The sequence below is a fragment of the Pseudomonas sp. CCI3.1 genome (assembly GCF_034313985.1).
Lineage (GTDB): Bacteria > Pseudomonadota > Gammaproteobacteria > Pseudomonadales > Pseudomonadaceae > Aquipseudomonas > Aquipseudomonas psychrophila.
This window is the reverse complement of sequence record NZ_JAVIWO010000001.1, coordinates 3,596,780-3,611,255: the sequence shown is the minus strand read 5'-3', so window position 1 is coordinate 3,611,255 and position 14,476 is coordinate 3,596,780. Positions and strand designations below refer to the sequence as shown.

The 14,476-nt window shown below is 59.7% G+C and carries 14 protein-coding genes; 10 read left to right on the top strand and 4 right to left on the bottom strand.

Annotated elements, in window-relative coordinates; all coding sequences use genetic code 11:
• Positions 1-195: 195 nt before the first annotated feature.
• The 7 genes from RGV06_RS16495 to RGV06_RS16465 all read left to right on the top strand — a co-directional run bounded on the left by RGV06_RS16495 (position 196) and on the right by RGV06_RS16465 (position 8,424).
• The gene (locus RGV06_RS16495) at positions 196-2,130 is read left to right on the top strand and encodes a putative nucleotidyltransferase substrate binding domain-containing protein (RefSeq protein WP_322150542.1); all 1,935 of its coding nucleotides are present in this window, start codon (positions 196-198) and stop codon (positions 2,128-2,130) included.
• Entirely contained in the window at positions 2,127-2,837 is a 711-nt protein-coding gene (locus tag RGV06_RS16490) for a PolC-type DNA polymerase III (RefSeq protein ID WP_019822999.1), read from the top strand. Before RGV06_RS16495 ends, RGV06_RS16490 begins: the two co-directional genes overlap by 4 nt.
• A gap of 202 nt (positions 2,838-3,039) precedes the next feature.
• The gene (locus tag RGV06_RS16485; RefSeq protein ID WP_019822997.1) at positions 3,040-3,564 is read left to right on the top strand and encodes an RNA polymerase sigma factor; all 525 of its coding nucleotides are present in this window, start codon (positions 3,040-3,042) and stop codon (positions 3,562-3,564) included.
• On the top strand, positions 3,561-4,538 hold the full coding sequence (locus RGV06_RS16480) for a FecR family protein (RefSeq protein ID WP_019822994.1): 978 nt from the start codon (positions 3,561-3,563) through the stop codon (positions 4,536-4,538). Before RGV06_RS16485 ends, RGV06_RS16480 begins: the two co-directional genes overlap by 4 nt.
• 90 nt (positions 4,539-4,628) lie before the next feature.
• Complete coding sequence (locus RGV06_RS16475; RefSeq protein ID WP_046809227.1) at positions 4,629-7,064, top strand: TonB-dependent siderophore receptor; 2,436 nt, start codon at positions 4,629-4,631, stop codon at positions 7,062-7,064.
• A gap of 74 nt (positions 7,065-7,138) precedes the next feature.
• Positions 7,139-8,251 carry a PepSY-associated TM helix domain-containing protein gene (locus RGV06_RS16470; RefSeq protein ID WP_322150539.1) on the top strand — a complete coding sequence of 371 codons (1,113 nt, stop codon included), beginning with the start codon at positions 7,139-7,141 and terminating at the stop codon, positions 8,249-8,251.
• Positions 8,248-8,424 carry a hypothetical protein gene (locus tag RGV06_RS16465; protein ID WP_019822990.1) on the top strand — a complete coding sequence of 59 codons (177 nt, stop codon included), beginning with the start codon at positions 8,248-8,250 and terminating at the stop codon, positions 8,422-8,424. Before RGV06_RS16470 ends, RGV06_RS16465 begins: the two co-directional genes overlap by 4 nt.
• A 205-nt stretch (positions 8,425-8,629) precedes the next feature.
• Here the strand turns inward: RGV06_RS16465 and RGV06_RS16460 are convergent, their stop codons facing one another.
• Positions 8,630-9,130, bottom strand: a complete 501-nt coding sequence (locus RGV06_RS16460) for an ATP-dependent zinc protease (RefSeq protein WP_019822989.1) — start codon at positions 9,128-9,130, stop codon at positions 8,630-8,632.
• Positions 9,131-9,289: 159 nt separating this feature from the next.
• Here RGV06_RS16460 and RGV06_RS16455 point away from each other — a divergent pair, with 159 nt between their 5' ends.
• A complete protein-coding gene (locus RGV06_RS16455; protein ID WP_019822987.1) occupies positions 9,290-10,177 on the top strand; it encodes an acyltransferase in 888 nt (295 codons plus the stop codon).
• 3 nt (positions 10,178-10,180) lie between these two features.
• Here the strand turns inward: RGV06_RS16455 and RGV06_RS16450 are convergent, their stop codons facing one another.
• Complete coding sequence (locus RGV06_RS16450) at positions 10,181-10,738, bottom strand: DUF2780 domain-containing protein (protein WP_019822985.1); 558 nt, start codon at positions 10,736-10,738, stop codon at positions 10,181-10,183.
• Positions 10,739-10,918: 180 nt separating this feature from the next.
• On the opposite strand from RGV06_RS16450, the gene RGV06_RS16445 reads away from it, so the two are divergent.
• Together RGV06_RS16445 and RGV06_RS16440 are read left to right on the top strand one after the other, a co-directional pair.
• On the top strand, positions 10,919-11,551 hold the full coding sequence (locus RGV06_RS16445; RefSeq protein ID WP_019822983.1) for a sigma-70 family RNA polymerase sigma factor: 633 nt from the start codon (positions 10,919-10,921) through the stop codon (positions 11,549-11,551).
• Entirely contained in the window at positions 11,548-12,222 is a 675-nt protein-coding gene (locus RGV06_RS16440) for an anti-sigma factor domain-containing protein (protein WP_322150536.1), read from the top strand. The genes RGV06_RS16445 and RGV06_RS16440 overlap by 4 nt, the downstream gene beginning before the upstream one ends.
• Before the next feature lie 114 nt (positions 12,223-12,336).
• Here the strand turns inward: RGV06_RS16440 and fdhA are convergent, their stop codons facing one another.
• Complete coding sequence (gene fdhA, locus RGV06_RS16435; RefSeq protein ID WP_019822980.1) at positions 12,337-13,536, bottom strand: formaldehyde dehydrogenase, glutathione-independent; 1,200 nt, start codon at positions 13,534-13,536, stop codon at positions 12,337-12,339.
• A 66-nt stretch (positions 13,537-13,602) separates the two neighbouring features.
• Complete coding sequence (purU, locus tag RGV06_RS16430) at positions 13,603-14,460, bottom strand: formyltetrahydrofolate deformylase (RefSeq protein WP_019822978.1); 858 nt, start codon at positions 14,458-14,460, stop codon at positions 13,603-13,605.
• Positions 14,461-14,476 lie beyond the last annotated feature (16 nt).

The following is a 14,476-nucleotide window of genomic DNA, read 5'->3' as shown; positions in this document are numbered from 1 at the left end:
GCCTCCCGCACAAATAATGAACAAAAAACCTGTAAGACTTTTCAAAGTCAGCGACAGAAATTAGCCCCCATAGACTTACGTCCAATGGGCACCCGCGTGCAGACCGCCGAGCATGAGGGATAGAAATACGCCATGGGGCGCTGCCCTGTCCGGTCATAACAACAACGACTAACAACCAACAATGCGGTATCAGTAATGAGTAAATCGGATGCGTTTCTCCAGGCAGGAAAAACCGCGGTGTTACAGAACATTCACGGCACCATGCAGTTTTTGCAGCGATTCCCGCCCTTCAATCAAATGGAAAACACTCACCTGGCGTATCTGGTCGAGCAGTGCCAACTGCGCTTCTATGCCCCGGGCGAAAGCATCATCCGACCGACCGACGGCCCGGTGGAACACTTCTATATCGTCAAACAGGGCCGTGTGGTGGGCGAACGCACCCACGTGGGCCGCGAAGAAGCCCAGACCACCTTCGAGATCACCGCTGGCGAGTGCTTCCCGCTTGCCGCCTTGCTGGGCGAGCGCGCCACCCGCACCGAACACCGCGCCGCCGAAGACACGTTTTGCCTGCAACTGAACAAACTCGCATTTATCAAACTGTTTGGCCTGTCCGACGAGTTCCGCGACTTTGCCCTGCGTGGCGTCAGCAGCCTGCTCGACAAGGTCAATCAGCAGGTTCAGCAAAAAGCCGCCGAAACCCTGGGCACTCAATACTCGCTCAACACCCGCCTGGGTGAATTGGCCATGCGCCACCCCGTAACGTGCGCGCCAACCGTCGCACTGCGCGAAGCCGTACGCCTGATGCACGAACAGCAAGTGGGCAGCATTGTCATCGTCGACGAACACAAGTCGCCGCTGGGGATTTTCACCCTGCGCGACCTGCGTCAGGTGGTAGCCAATGGCATTGAAGATTTTGCGCAAGCCATCGATTTGCACATGACCCCCGACCCGTTCTACCTGAGCCCGGATCACAGTGCCTTCGACGCGGCGGTTGCCATGACCGAGCGGCACATTGCCCACGTGTGCCTGGTCAAGGACCAGCGCCTGTGCGGCGTCGTGTCAGAACGCGACCTGTTCTCCCTGCAACGGGTCGATCTGGTCCATTTGGCGCGCACCATCCGTCATGCCCCACGGCTGGACACCCTGATCAACCTGCGGGGCGAAATCGGCCAACTGGTGGAGCGCATGCTGGCGCACGGCGCGTCTTCCACACAGATCACTCACCTCATCACCCAGCTCAATGACCATACCGTGTGCCGGGTGATCGAGCTGGTGCTGGCCGAGAAGGGCGACCCTGGCGTGCCGTTTACCTGGCTGTGTTTTGGCAGTGAAGGCCGACGCGAGCAAACCCTGCACACCGACCAGGACAACGGCATTCTGTTCGAGGCCCAGGATGGCGCCCAGGCCGCCGAAATTCGCGAGCGCCTGCTGCCCATCGCCCAGCAGATCAACCACTACCTGGCGGCCTGCGGCTTCACCCTGTGCAAGGGCAACATTATGGCCGGCAACCCCGACCTGTGCCTGTCACGCACCGAGTGGGCCCGCCGTTTTGCAGCCTTTATCCGCGAAGCCACGCCTGAAAACCTGCTGGCCTCCACCATTTATTTCGACCTGCGGGTGGTCTGGGGTGATGAACAGGGCTGCGAGCAACTGCGCCGCGGCATCCTCGGGCAAGTCGCCGACAACCGTCTGTTCCAGCGCATGATGGCCGACAATGCACTGCGTCATCGCCCGCCCGTAGGGCGCTTTCGCGAGTTCGTGCTGGAGCGCAAAGGTGGCGACAAGGCCACCCTCGATCTTAAGGTCCAGGGCCTCACGCCCTTCGTGGATGGTGCCCGCCTGCTGGCGCTGGCCAACGGAGTCTCAGCCAACAACACCCTTGAACGTCTGCGCCAACTGGTCGCCCTGGAAGTGATCGAACCGCTGGACGGGGCTGCGTATGAAGAGGCCTACCACTTTATCCAGCAAACCCGCATGCAACAGCACCAGCTGCAAACCCGGGAAAACCGCCCGTACTCCAACCGGGTCGACCCTGACAGCCTCAACCAGCTGGACCGCCGAATACTGCGTGAAGCCCTGCGTCAGGCTCAGCGCCTGCAAAGCAGCCTGGCCCTGAGGTATCAGCTATGAGCCTGTTGTCTTGGTTGTTGCCACGTAAAAAACCGGTGCTCAGCCTTGAGCAGCATGAGCGCCTGATGCGACTGCCGCCCGCAACCGAATTGGGCGACACGCCAATGCGCACGCAACGCTGGGTGGTGGTTGATCTTGAAACCAGCGGCCTGAACCTTAATCGCGACCAGGTGCTGTCGATCGGTGCAGTGGTCATTGAGGACGGCGCCATTGATTTTAGCCAGGCGTTTGAACGCACCCTGCTGCGCCCCGACAACCCTCTGAGCCCCAGCATGTTGTTGCATGAACTGGGGCCAGCGGCCATTGCCGCAGGCAGCGACCCGGCGGATGCCCTGCTCGACTTCATGGCTTTTGTGGGCGACAGCCCGGTGCTGGCATTCCATGCACCCTTTGACCAGCACATGCTCACACGCGCCCTCAAGGACAGCCTGGGCTACCGTTTGCAACACCCGTTCCTGGATGTGGCGGGCATGGCGCCAATGCTGTGCCCGCAGGTCAATCAGCGCGAAGCCGGGCTGGACCAGTGGATCAACCACTTCAACCTCCAGGTCGAAGACCGCCACAACGCCAGCGCCGACGCCCTGGCTACCGCTGAACTGGCGTTGATCCTCTTCAGCCGTGCCCGCACTCAGGGCATCGATACCCCCCAAGCCCTGCAACAGCGGCTCAACCAGTGGCAGCGGCGCAAGCAGGTGCACAGTTTTTAATCTGTGGGAGCGGGCTTGCTCGCGATTCAAACAACCCGGTCCATCAGACACACCGCAGCGATTTCATCGCGAGCAAGCCCGCTCCTACAAAAAATGGTTTTTACCGCTCCCTGCCTGCCATCCGATGAGCGTCAATTGCGTAGGACCATTCCCTCTGACACAATCGCGAATAATTATCGTTAGTTAAAACTTGCCGTCGGTGATGTCTTTGTCGTCAGTCCAAAACCCACACAGTGAGCTGGTTGGAGCGCTTTACCGCGACCATCGCGGCTGGCTGCTGGCGTGGTTGCGGCGCAACGTGGCCTGCCCGCAGCGGGCCGAAGACCTCAGCCAGGACACTTTTGTGCGCCTGCTGGGCCGCCCTGAACTGCAAGCTCCCCGTGAGCCTCGGGCATTCCTGGCCGCCATCGCCAAGGGCCTGCTGTTCGACTATTTTCGCCGCGCCGCGCTGGAGCAGGCCTACCTCAACGAGCTGATGCTGATCCCCGAGGCCGAGCAACCCTCGCCCGAAGTCCAGCAACTGATCCTTGAAGACTTGAAGGCCATTGACCGTCTGCTGGGCAAGCTGTCGAGCAAGTCCCGTGCAGCCTTCCTGCACAGCCGTCTCGATGGCCTGACCCACGCAGAAATCGCCGAACGCCTAGGCGTGTCTGTGCCCCGTGTACGCCAGTATCTGGCCCAAGGTATCCGCCAGTGCTACATCGCCCTCTATGGCGAACCGGTATGAGCCAGGCCAACGCCAAACCGGTCTCATCCCACGTGCTGGATGCCGCCATCGCCTGGCAACTGTGCCTGGATTGCGGCAGCGGCAGTGCCGTGGAACAGGCTGAATTTGCCAAGTGGTACAGCGCCAGCGAAGAACACGCCCGGGCCTGGCTACAACTGGGCATGCTCGATCAGCGCTTCAGCAATACCAGCATCCCTGCGCGCAACGCCTTGCTTAATGCCCGCAATGGCGTACAGGAGCGGGTGCGCAAAATAGGCAGTGGCCTGGCCAGTATTGCGCTGGTCTGTGGAGTGGCCTTGTTCGCCGGTAAAAACTACCTGCCCATTGATTACTGGATGGCCGATCAGCGCACCGCCACCGGCGAACAGCGCCAGTTACGGCTGGCCGACGGCACGCTGCTCAACCTCAACACCCACAGCGCAATCGATGTGCAGTTTGATGACACGACGCGGCGCATCATCCTGCAAGAAGGCGAGATCATGGTTGAGACCGGCCATGGCGATCCTCGACCGTTTATCGTGCAAACCCGCGATGGCAGCCTGCGCGCACTGGGCACACGGTTCATGGTCAAGCGCGAAGACCAGGGCACGCGCCTGAGCGTGCTGCAATCGCGGGTCGAGGCGCACCCTGAGAACAGCGCCGAGCGCACCCTCTACAGCGAAGGCCAGCAGGTGCTGATGCACCGCGATCGTCTAGGCCAAATGCTCGCCCTCAGCCCCGGGGCAGATGCCTGGACACGGGGAATGCTGGTACTCGACAACGTGCGCCTGGCCGACATGATCAGCGAGCTCAACCGCTACCATCGCGGCCATCTGGGCGTAGAGCCCGAAGTCGCTGACCTGCGCATCACCGGCAGCTTCCCGCTGAACAACATCGAGTTGTCGCTCAATGCCCTGCTGCCGACCTTGCCGGTACACATCGAACAACGCACCCCATGGTGGGTCACCGTCAGTGCCAAGCCGTCGGCGAACTGAATCTAAATTATTTTCAATCAGCCCTATCACTTTTCAACTCTCATCCGGCAGATAGGCATTAAGAAACATTTCCATTCAGGAACCCGCCGAATGTCCCGCTCCCTCGACACGTTTTTGCGCCCCAGCCTGTTAGCCGTAGCCATCGCTCTCTGCGCCCCGTTGACCAGCACCGCGCTGGTTGCTGGCGAGCAGACATCGTCTGCGCGCAGCTACAACCTGCCCGCCGGCCCTTTGGCGTCCACCCTGAACCAGATCGCCAGCCAGGCCGGCATCACCCTGGCCATCGACTCGTCCTTGCTGGCCGGTAAAACCTCAGCCCCGGTAAAAGGTACGTTCGAGGCAACCACGGCATTGCGTGAGGCGCTGCAGGGGAGCGGGTTGCAGTTGGTGCCCGGCAACGCAGGGAGCTTCACTCTGATCGAAATGCCCCAGGGCGCATTGGCGCTTGAAGCAACGACCATCTCCGGCCAGGACAATTACGAAAGTGCCTGGGGACCGGTGGATGGCTACCTCGCTCAGCGCACAGCCTCTGGCACCAAGACCGATACATCACTGGTTGAAGCTCCTCGTTCCATCTCCGTCGCCACTCGCGACCAGATGCAGGACCGGGCAGTACAGAATCTGGATGATGCCGTGCGCTATATGCCCGGTGTCACCGCCAGCAGTTATGGCAGCGACAGCCGTGCAGAGTGGTTGAAAGTGCGAGGTTTTGAACCGACCCAGTTTCTCGATGGCCTGGCGTTGCCCAAAGGCACCTACGCCATGCCAAAACTGGAAACCTGGGACTTGGAGCGCGTGGCCCTGCTCCGCGGGCCTGCCTCATCGGTCTATGGACAAACTCCGGCGGGCGGCTTGCTGGACATGGTCAGCCGTCGCCCTGAAAACAACGCAAGTCATGAAGTACAGCTTCAAGTCGGCAGCTACCAGCGCAAGCAAATCAGCTTCGACAGCACTGGCCCTATCGATGATGAAGGACGCTTTTTATATCGCGTCAGCGGCGTAGTTCGCGACAGCAACACCGCCATCGAACACAACGAAGACAAACGCTACAACATTGCCCCAAGCCTGACCTGGAATATCGACGAAGACACCAAACTGACCTTCCTCAGCCAGTTCAATCGCGACGATACCGCCATCACCAGCCAGTTCTTGCCGCTGCAAGGCACCAAAGTGTCCTCACCTGCGGGCGAAGTGAAATATCACAAGAACCTGGGTGACCCTAAATGGGAGTTCTACGACAAGACCTACTACGCACTGGGCTATGCGTTTGAACACCGTCTCAACGATGTGTGGCAGTTCCACCAAAACCTGCGCTACACAAAAAGCGACCTGGCATTCCAGGGCATTACCGCCGGGGGCTATTACGGCTCGGTTGCAGACGATGGAACCCTGCAGCGCGGGGCGAACGTGGTCGATGAAGACATTAGCCAGTTTGCTGTCGACAACAACTTCCAGGCCGACTTCGACACCGGCGTAATCAAACACACCCTCTTGATTGGTCTTGACCATCAGCGCATCAATACCAATTACAAATGGGACTATGGCTCAGCCCCAGCCAGCAACATTATCAACCCGATTTATGGGCAAGATTTCAGCAACGTCAAATACACGGCCTATAACGACTACAACCAGAAAACCCGCGATACAGGTGTTTACCTGCAAGACCAGATGGCGCTGGATAACTGGCGCTTGACCCTGGGCGGTCGTCAGGACTGGCTGCACACTGACACCACGTTCCATAACGAGAACAATGCCCGCGACAAGCGTGACGACAGCGCCTTCACCGGCAATGCGGCTCTGAGTTATGTGTTCGACTCCGGCTTTACGCCTTACGTTTCCTATGCCGAATCGTTCCAGGCCGAGCCAGGAGGGTTTGGCGGCAAGGCATTCAAACCCGGCACCGGCAAGCAATATGAACTGGGTCTCAAATACCAGCCGCCGGGCAGCGACATGCTGTTCACCGCCGCCGTATACGACCTGACCCGCAAAAATATTGTGCTCAGCGATACCCTGGGTGTGAGCCGGCCACTGGGCGAAGCCAACGTACGCGGGCTGGAACTGGAGGCGGTGGGCAACGTCAACGACAACCTGAAGCTGACAGCCGCCTACACCTACGCCAACACCAAAATGACCAAGGTGTCCGACCCGCTGGACAAGAACCGTCCATTGCCACTGACGCCTGAGCATCAAGCCTCGATCTGGGCTGACTACACGTGGCACCAAGGCACACTGGAAGGTTTCGGTGTGGGCTTTGGCGCTCGCTACATTGGCGAAACCGACAACATTGCGATTGGCAGCATGGCCTATGTGCCCGATGCCTCTTATGGCCACACCGACGCCTACACCGTCTATGACGCTGCCGTGCATTATGATCTGGGAAAAATGAACAAATCGCTTAAAGGTGCGACGGTTTCAGTTAACGCCAACAACGTCTTCGACAAGGAATACCTGTCGACCTGCGATGGCTTCTACTGCTACTACGGCGACCGCCGCAACGTCATGGCCAGCGTCAACTACAAGTGGTAATCCGCTAAGCGCTATGTCACCTGTCCCTGTAGGAGCGGCGCACCGCCTCTCCCACAGCAGTGTTTTGGAGCTTCATGAAAAGCAAAACCATTCGCCGCTGGTCTTTTATCCACACCTGGACCAGCCTGATTTGCACCGGTTTTTTGCTGATGCTGGCATTGACCGGTTTGCCGTTGATTTTTCACCATGAAATCGACCACCTGCTGGGCGATGCGCCGCAGGTCAAGGAACTGCCCGCCGACACCCCGACACTCGATCTGCAACAACTGGTGCGCGCCGCCGAGGCTCATCGCCCGGGCGAAGTCATGCAGTATTTCGGCTGGGAAGCAGACGAACCCAACGCGGTCGTAGCCATCATGGCGGCCACCGCAGGCACCGAGCCGAACTCGTCCCACACCTTTATGCTCGATGCGCGTACGGGCGAGGCGATAGAGGTTCCGTCGGCCAATGGCGGGATCATGATGGTCATGCTGCGCCTTCACGTGGACATGTTCGCCGGGCTGCCCGGCAAGCTGCTGCTGGCATTCATGGGGCTGCTGTTTGTGCTGGCGATCATCTCCGGGACGGTGCTGTACTTGCCGTTCATGCGCCGTCACGACTTCGCCACCGTGCGCACCGACAAGTCCACCCGCTTGCGCTGGCTCGACCTGCACAACCTGCTGGGCGCCGTGACCCTGACCTGGGCCCTAGTGGTGGGGGTGACCGGTGTGATCAGCGCGTGTGCCGACCTGATTATCGAAGCCTGGCGCAATGACAGCCTCGGCGTCATGATCGAACCCTATCGTGATGCACCACCGCTGACCCATCTGGCCCCTGCCAGCCAGTTGCTGGACATTGCCGCCAAAGCAGCACCCGGCATGAATGCGGACTTTATCGCCTTCCCGGGCACACGGTTCTCCAGCGAACACCATTACGCAGTGTTCATGAAAGGCAGCACCCACCTGACCTCGCACCTGCTGACACCGGTCTTGATCGACGCGAGCACCCTGGACGTTACTGCCGTGGCCGGACGACCGTGGTACATGGATGCGATGGGCATGTCCCAGCCGTTGCACTTTGGCGACTACGGCGGCATGCCGATGAAGATCCTTTGGGCAGCCCTCGACCTGCTGACCATTGTGGTACTCGGCAGCGGCTTGTACCTGTGGTGGGTACGCCGACGTGCGGCCAAGGAGAACGCTCGATGAGGCCGCGTCGGTCGAACTTCTGGAAGGTGTTTTCTATCCCGCTGGCGATTGGACTTGTGAGCGTGACCGGACTGTTCAGCGCGCTATTGGGTGACGGCGCGTGGGATGTACTGAGCTGGATTGGCTTGGGCATTCCGGTGTGGGTCAGCGTGCGCGGGTTGCTCAAGCGCTGAGCGAAAGTTGCGTAGCAGCTGACGAACTCTGCGAGGCTGCGTTCGAGCGCGTAGCGGTCGTAAAACCGGTACACACGGCATGCCTGATAAACCGTGGAAGCAGGCTTTACGACGGCTGCGCCGCCGGACGTAGCCTCGCACAGCTCGTCAACTGCTACGAATCGGGACAGGCAAAATCTTTAGCCGCTGACGAGAACGCGGGTTTTCAGCAATCAGGCTTGTCCGCTGTATAGCGACGCGCCGGGTTCACCGCCGCACCAAACTCACGCAGCGCCTTGGCGCCGATCAGCAGCGGGTAGTTGAAGCTGCTGCGATCCGTAAGGTTGACCTCTACGGTGCGCTTGACGTTACCCAGGCACATCTCCAGATCGACTACCGGGCGCTTGGCGCTTTCCGGGACCTCTTTCTCGTCATCTTCATCGGCACGGCTCTTGATCTTGCTGATACGCGCAACCTTGTGCTCGTAAACCTTGCTGCTCGCGCCCTCGGTCGCCAGCTGGAAGCGGACCCACTCGTCACCATCACGGGTAAAGGTCTGGATATTTTTAGCCGACAGCGACGCTGTCAGGGCGCCGGTGTCCATCTTGGCTTTGAGGGTTTCGCCAATTTCCGGCAGCTTGATGTATTCGTAACGCCCATAAAGGGTCGGCTCGGCCGCCATCACCGGCAACGCCAATACGGACAGCAACACAAAAACAGACTTCATACGGGTCATTCCTTTTAAAGAGTCCGGTTTAGACCACATACCGGCAGTAGGTTCACACGGCTTTTGCAGGTGCAAGCCAGCGCCGGAAGGGCTCATTGATTTGGCGTTCTACGCCAGTCTGCTTATCATGACCAGTCCTTAAACGTTCAAGAGTTGCTTATGCGCCGCCTGCTCACCGGCTGTCTGGTTACCCTGTTATTACTGTGCAACACCCTGATTCTGTTCGGGCCGTTGATGCTGTTTGCCCTGCTCAAACTAGTGACGCCGGGGCGCCTTCGCGATTTCAACTCGCGGGCGGTGATGTGGATCGCCGAGACATGGTCAGAGATAGACAAGCGCATTTTCGCCTTGTGCCTGCCCACCCGATGGGACATTCGCGGCGCTGAGGGGCTAAGCCGTAATACCTCGTATCTGGTGATCAGCAATCATCAGTCGTGGGTCGATATTCCCGCACTGATACAGAGCCTGAACCGACGTACGCCTTTCTTCAAATTCTTCCTGAAAAAAGAACTGATCTGGGTGCCCTTCCTGGGGCTGGCCTGGTGGGCGCTCGATTATCCATTCATGAAACGTTACTCAAAAGCCTTCCTGGCCAAACATCCCGAACTCAAGGGCCAGGACCTCAAGATCACGCGGGACGCCTGCGAACTGTTCAAGCGCCAGCCTGTGACGGTGGTCAATTACATTGAAGGCACGCGCTTTACCCCCGCCAAACACGCCCAGCAACATTCACCTTACTTTTGGTTGCTAAAACCCAAGGCGGGGGGAGTGGCGTTTGTGCTGGCGGCGATGGGTGAACAGTTGGATGCCGTGCTCGACGTGACCGTGGTTTATCCACAGGAAAAAATTCCGGGGTTTTGGCAATTGATCAGCGGGCAGGTGCCCAAAGTGATTATCGACATACAGACCCGTGAGCTGGATCCGGCGTTGTGGAGGGGTGATTACGAAAACGATCCGGTGTTTCGCGAGCATGTCCAGAGCTGGGTCAACCAGCTCTGGACCGAGAAAGACCTGCGCATCAGCACCTTGCGTGCCGAGCGCGGCTAGCCTTTAAACGCCCCAGGCGCTGCCCAGTTTGCTCAGCAGCGAAGTGCTGACGTTCTGACCTTTGAAGTACTCCAGCAAAACCGGCGCAAACTTGGCAACCATACCGTCCTGCATGCCCAGTGCGGTGAATGCACTGTTCAACTGGTCAGTGTTGGACACGTTGCTGACAGCGCTGGTCGCAGTCTCGGATACGCCGCTGGACTTGCCCAGCAAGCCGCCCAATTGGCTCAACTGGCCCAGTGCACCGGCGCCAGCCAGTTTGTTGACACCCGGCACTTGCTCGGTCAGCTCGGAGTAGTCGCTGGAGGTCAGCTGGTTTTTCGCCAGGCTCAACATCGCGCCGATGCCGCCTGCCGCTTGCTCAGGCTTTACACCCAGCTCGTTGACCTTGGTCAGCATTTGTACGGCTTGCGCGGACTTGTCCGTGGTCGCGCCATTGCCGTTGGCACCCTGCACCTGCGCCGCCACGTTGGCCACATCGCTCAGGCTGAAACCTGCAAACACCGGGCTCGCGACCACGGTCATCAATGTTGCCAGTGCCACGCCGCTCAACTTATTCATCGCTTCAACCTCTAGAACCAAAAAACCGCCTGCAATAGAGCGGTAAAACTATGTCTATGACCCAAAACCCCAGCAGATGTTCCCAGGTGCCACTATCGGATCAAACGGGTCGCAATCTTAATTGAAAACCGCTGCATCCGCTGTGCCCTTGCCTGCGTATACAGGACACAGAGGTGCCACATGATTGGAACAACCCCACAGCCTGAACTAACCTCAACCGACGACTGGTCTGATGCCCTGACTGTGTTTGACGGGAGAGTGGCTATTTTAATTACCGATGCCGATGACCTTGCAACGCTCTTGGCCCAATGTTCATTGGGCAATCGCCGCGCCTTCGAAACCCTCTACCGCACCGTGGCGCCGCGCCTGCACAGCGTGGCACTGCGCTGCATGGGCCGCAGCGACCTGGCGCAAGACGTGGTGCAGGAAAGCTTTGTGCGCATCTGGCACAACGCCTCCCGTTATGAGGCTCACGTGTCGGCCCCCCTGACCTGGATGATCACCATCACTCGCAACCTGGCCATCGACCAGTTGCGCAAACATCGCGAACTGCCCTTGAGTGACCTGCAGCAAGACGCCTTGGCCGATGAGAGCCCCAGCGCCCACGAGCAACTGGACAGCGCCCGGGCGGCCAGCGCCCTTGGCCATTGCCTTGAACGACTGGAAGGCATGCAGCGCCAGAGCATCACCATCGCCTATTTTCAGGGGCTGAGTGCCAGCGAACTGGCGCACACCCTTGATGCACCGCTAGGGTCGGTCAAATCCTGGATCCGCCGGGGCATGGAGCGACTGCGCAGGTGCCTTGAGTCATGAACTATCAAACCCCTGAACGGCGCCGTGCGCTGGCCGCCGATTACGCCATCGGCCTGATGCCGCCCACCGCCCGTAAACGCTTTGAACACTTGCTGCTGGACGATGGGGCGTTGCGCGCTGAACTGGCCCGCTGGCAAAACCACCTCACCCTACTGACCGAGCCCCTGGTCGAGCAACCCGTGCCCGAGCATGTGTGGCAAGCCGTTGTGGCGCGCATTGAACCGCAAACACTGCATGTACCGCTCAAGCGCCCGTTCTGGAACTGGCTGCGGTTGGGGGCGGTTGCCTGCTCGTTGCTGATCGTTTTGACCACGGGCCTGCTCTACAACCGCGACAGTGTCCAGTACCAGGCCACCCTGCTCAGCGGCACGGCTCAGCCCGGCCTGCGGATCGAGGCCCACGCCGACTACCTGAAGGTTCAGCCTTTGGAGCTGGCTGCCGTGGAGGCAGGCCGCAGCCTGGAATTGTGGGCGATTCCGGTTGAGGGTAAACCGGTGTCCCTGGGGCGGATCCCCGCGGATGGTGATGGTCGGATAGCCCTGAGCCAGAGCCAGCAGCAATTGATCAGGGTCCCGGTGGTACTGGCGGTGAGTCTTGAGCCGCAGGGCGGCTCACCAACCGGGCAGCCAACCGGCCCCGTGCTGTATCAGGGGCCGCTGGCGACACTGTAAACCAACCTGTAGTCGCTGCCGCAGGCTGCGATAAGGGCCGCAGGCCCTTCAAGGCAGGATCGCTGCGCAATCCATCGCAGCCTGCGGCAGCGACTACACAGTCAGTTGTGGCTTTTAAGCCTTGCTGAACATCTTGTGCGGATCGATCACAAACTTCTTCGGCACCCCGGCATCGAACTCGCCATAGCCACGTGGCGCGTCGTCCAGACTGATGACCTCAACGCCCACGATATCCGCGATCTTGATCCGGTCCCACATGATGGCCTGCATCAGTTGGCGGTTATATTTCATCACCGGCGTTTGCCCGGTGTGAAAGCTGTGGGATTTGGCCCAGCCCAGACCAAAGCGAATGCTCAGGCTGCCCATTTTTGCGGCTGCATCGACTGCACCCGGATCTTCGGTGACGTACAGCCCCGGAATGCCGATTTTGCCCGCCACCCGCACTACGCCCATCAGCGAGTTGAGCACGGTGGCCGGCGCCTCGTGTTTCACTCCGTCATGCCCGTGACCACGGGCTTCAAAGCCCACCGCATCCACGGCGCAATCCACTTCAGGCTCACCCAACAGGTCGGCAATCTGTTCGTGCAACGGGGTGTCCTTGGACAGGTCGGCGATTTCAAACCCCTGAGCCTTGGCGTGGGCCAGGCGAATCGGGTTCACGTCACCGACGATCACCACCGCAGCGCCCAGCAAACGCGCCGAGGCCGCCGCTGCCAGACCTACCGGACCAGCGCCTGCGATGTACACCGTACTGCCGGGGCCAACGCCTGCGGTCACTGCACCGTGATAGCCGGTGGGCAGGATGTCGGAGAGGCACGTCAGGTCACGGATCTTTTCCATTGCCGCATCACGATTGGGCAACTTGAGCAGGTTGAAATCGGCATAAGGCACCAATACATATTCAGCCTGACCGCCGACCCAATCGCCCATGTCCACATACCCATAGGCACCGCCGGGACGGGCCGGGTTGACGGTCAGACAGACGCCGGTGTTTTGCTCCTTGCAACTGCGGCAACGCCCGCATGCCACGTTGAACGGCACAGAAACCAGATCGCCGACTTTCAGATGCTCCACATCGCGCCCGGCCTCGATCACCTCGCCGGTGATCTCATGGCCCAGGACCAGCCCGGTTTGCGCCGTGGTACGGCCACGCACCATGTGCTGATCGGAGCCACAGATATTGGTCGACACCACACGCAAGATCACGCCGTGATGAATGGGCTTGCCTTGAGGATTCTGCATCTTCGGGAAAGGAATGCTTTGCACTTCAACCTGGCCATTGCCCAGGTACACCACACCGCGATTGTCAGCCATCGTATTCACCCTTGTTGTAATTGGAGGGATTACTTGCTGCATCCAGCTTAGAACGTGCCGCTAACCTCACAGCACCACCGTACGACCTCCATTTAGGAAAACGCGCCGCTCAATGTGATAGCCCACACCACGAGCCAGCGTCTGGGCTTCGATGTCGCGCCCTTTGGCAATAAGGTCTTCGGGGTAGTGGCTGTGATCCACCACCTCCACGCCCTGAGCGATGATCGGGCCTTCGTCCAGGTCGTTATTGATGTAGTGCGCCGTGGCGCCGACCAGCTTGACGCCTTTTTCGTAGGCCTGGTGATACGGCTTGGCCCCTTTGAAACCGGGCAGCAGGGAGTGGTGGATATTGATCGCTTTGCCGTCGAGCTTGCGACATAACTCAGGGGACAGCACTTGCATGTAACGGGCGAGGATCACCAGCTCGGCGCCGGTGTCTTCGATCACCTGCCACACCTTTGCTTCTTGCGCCGGTTTATTGGCCGGATCCAGCGCGAAATGGTGATAAGGAATGCCGTGCCAGCTGGCCAGCGGCTCCAGATCGGGGTGATTGGAGACCACGGCCACCACGTCCATCGACAACTGGCCGATACGCTGGCGATACAGCAGGTCGTTGAGGCAGTGATCGGCCTTGGACACCATGATCAGGACTTTGGGCCGGTGATGAGGCGGCGTCAGTTCGAAGGCCATGCCGAAAGCCTGGCCGCGCTCGGCCAGACCCGCGCGAAAAGCGTGCTCGTCAAAACCGTCAGGCTGACGGAACTCCACGCGAATAAAAAAACGCGCCGAGCGCTGGTCGTCGAAAGAGTGGTGCTCGGTGACGTAGCAACTGTGTTCGAACAAATAACGCGTGACCGCATCCACCGTGCCCAGGAGGCTCGGGCAGTCCGCGGTAAGAATCCAGGTGTCGGGGGCGCGGCTCATGGGGTGCTCCTTGATG

Excerpts from the sequence above, each read along its gene's own strand:
- RGV06_RS16495 (WP_322150542.1), top strand. The coding sequence starts at position 196 with ATGAGTAAATCGGATGCGTTTCTCCAGGCAGGAAAAACCGCGGTGTTA.
- RGV06_RS16490 (WP_019822999.1), top strand. The coding sequence starts at position 2,127 with ATGAGCCTGTTGTCTTGGTTGTTGCCACGTAAAAAACCGGTGCTCAGC.
- RGV06_RS16485 (WP_019822997.1), top strand. The coding sequence starts at position 3,040 with ATGTCTTTGTCGTCAGTCCAAAACCCACACAGTGAGCTGGTTGGAGCG.
- RGV06_RS16480 (WP_019822994.1), top strand. The coding sequence starts at position 3,561 with ATGAGCCAGGCCAACGCCAAACCGGTCTCATCCCACGTGCTGGATGCC.
- RGV06_RS16475 (WP_046809227.1), top strand. The coding sequence starts at position 4,629 with ATGTCCCGCTCCCTCGACACGTTTTTGCGCCCCAGCCTGTTAGCCGTA.
- RGV06_RS16470 (WP_322150539.1), top strand. The coding sequence starts at position 7,139 with ATGAAAAGCAAAACCATTCGCCGCTGGTCTTTTATCCACACCTGGACC.
- RGV06_RS16465 (WP_019822990.1), top strand. The coding sequence starts at position 8,248 with ATGAGGCCGCGTCGGTCGAACTTCTGGAAGGTGTTTTCTATCCCGCTG.
- RGV06_RS16460 (WP_019822989.1), bottom strand. The coding sequence starts at position 9,130 with ATGAAGTCTGTTTTTGTGTTGCTGTCCGTATTGGCGTTGCCGGTGATG.
- RGV06_RS16455 (WP_019822987.1), top strand. The coding sequence starts at position 9,290 with ATGCGCCGCCTGCTCACCGGCTGTCTGGTTACCCTGTTATTACTGTGC.
- RGV06_RS16450 (WP_019822985.1), bottom strand. The coding sequence starts at position 10,738 with ATGAATAAGTTGAGCGGCGTGGCACTGGCAACATTGATGACCGTGGTC.
- RGV06_RS16445 (WP_019822983.1), top strand. The coding sequence starts at position 10,919 with ATGATTGGAACAACCCCACAGCCTGAACTAACCTCAACCGACGACTGG.
- RGV06_RS16440 (WP_322150536.1), top strand. The coding sequence starts at position 11,548 with ATGAACTATCAAACCCCTGAACGGCGCCGTGCGCTGGCCGCCGATTAC.
- fdhA (WP_019822980.1), bottom strand. The coding sequence starts at position 13,536 with ATGGCTGACAATCGCGGTGTGGTGTACCTGGGCAATGGCCAGGTTGAA.
- purU (WP_019822978.1), bottom strand. The coding sequence starts at position 14,460 with ATGAGCCGCGCCCCCGACACCTGGATTCTTACCGCGGACTGCCCGAGC.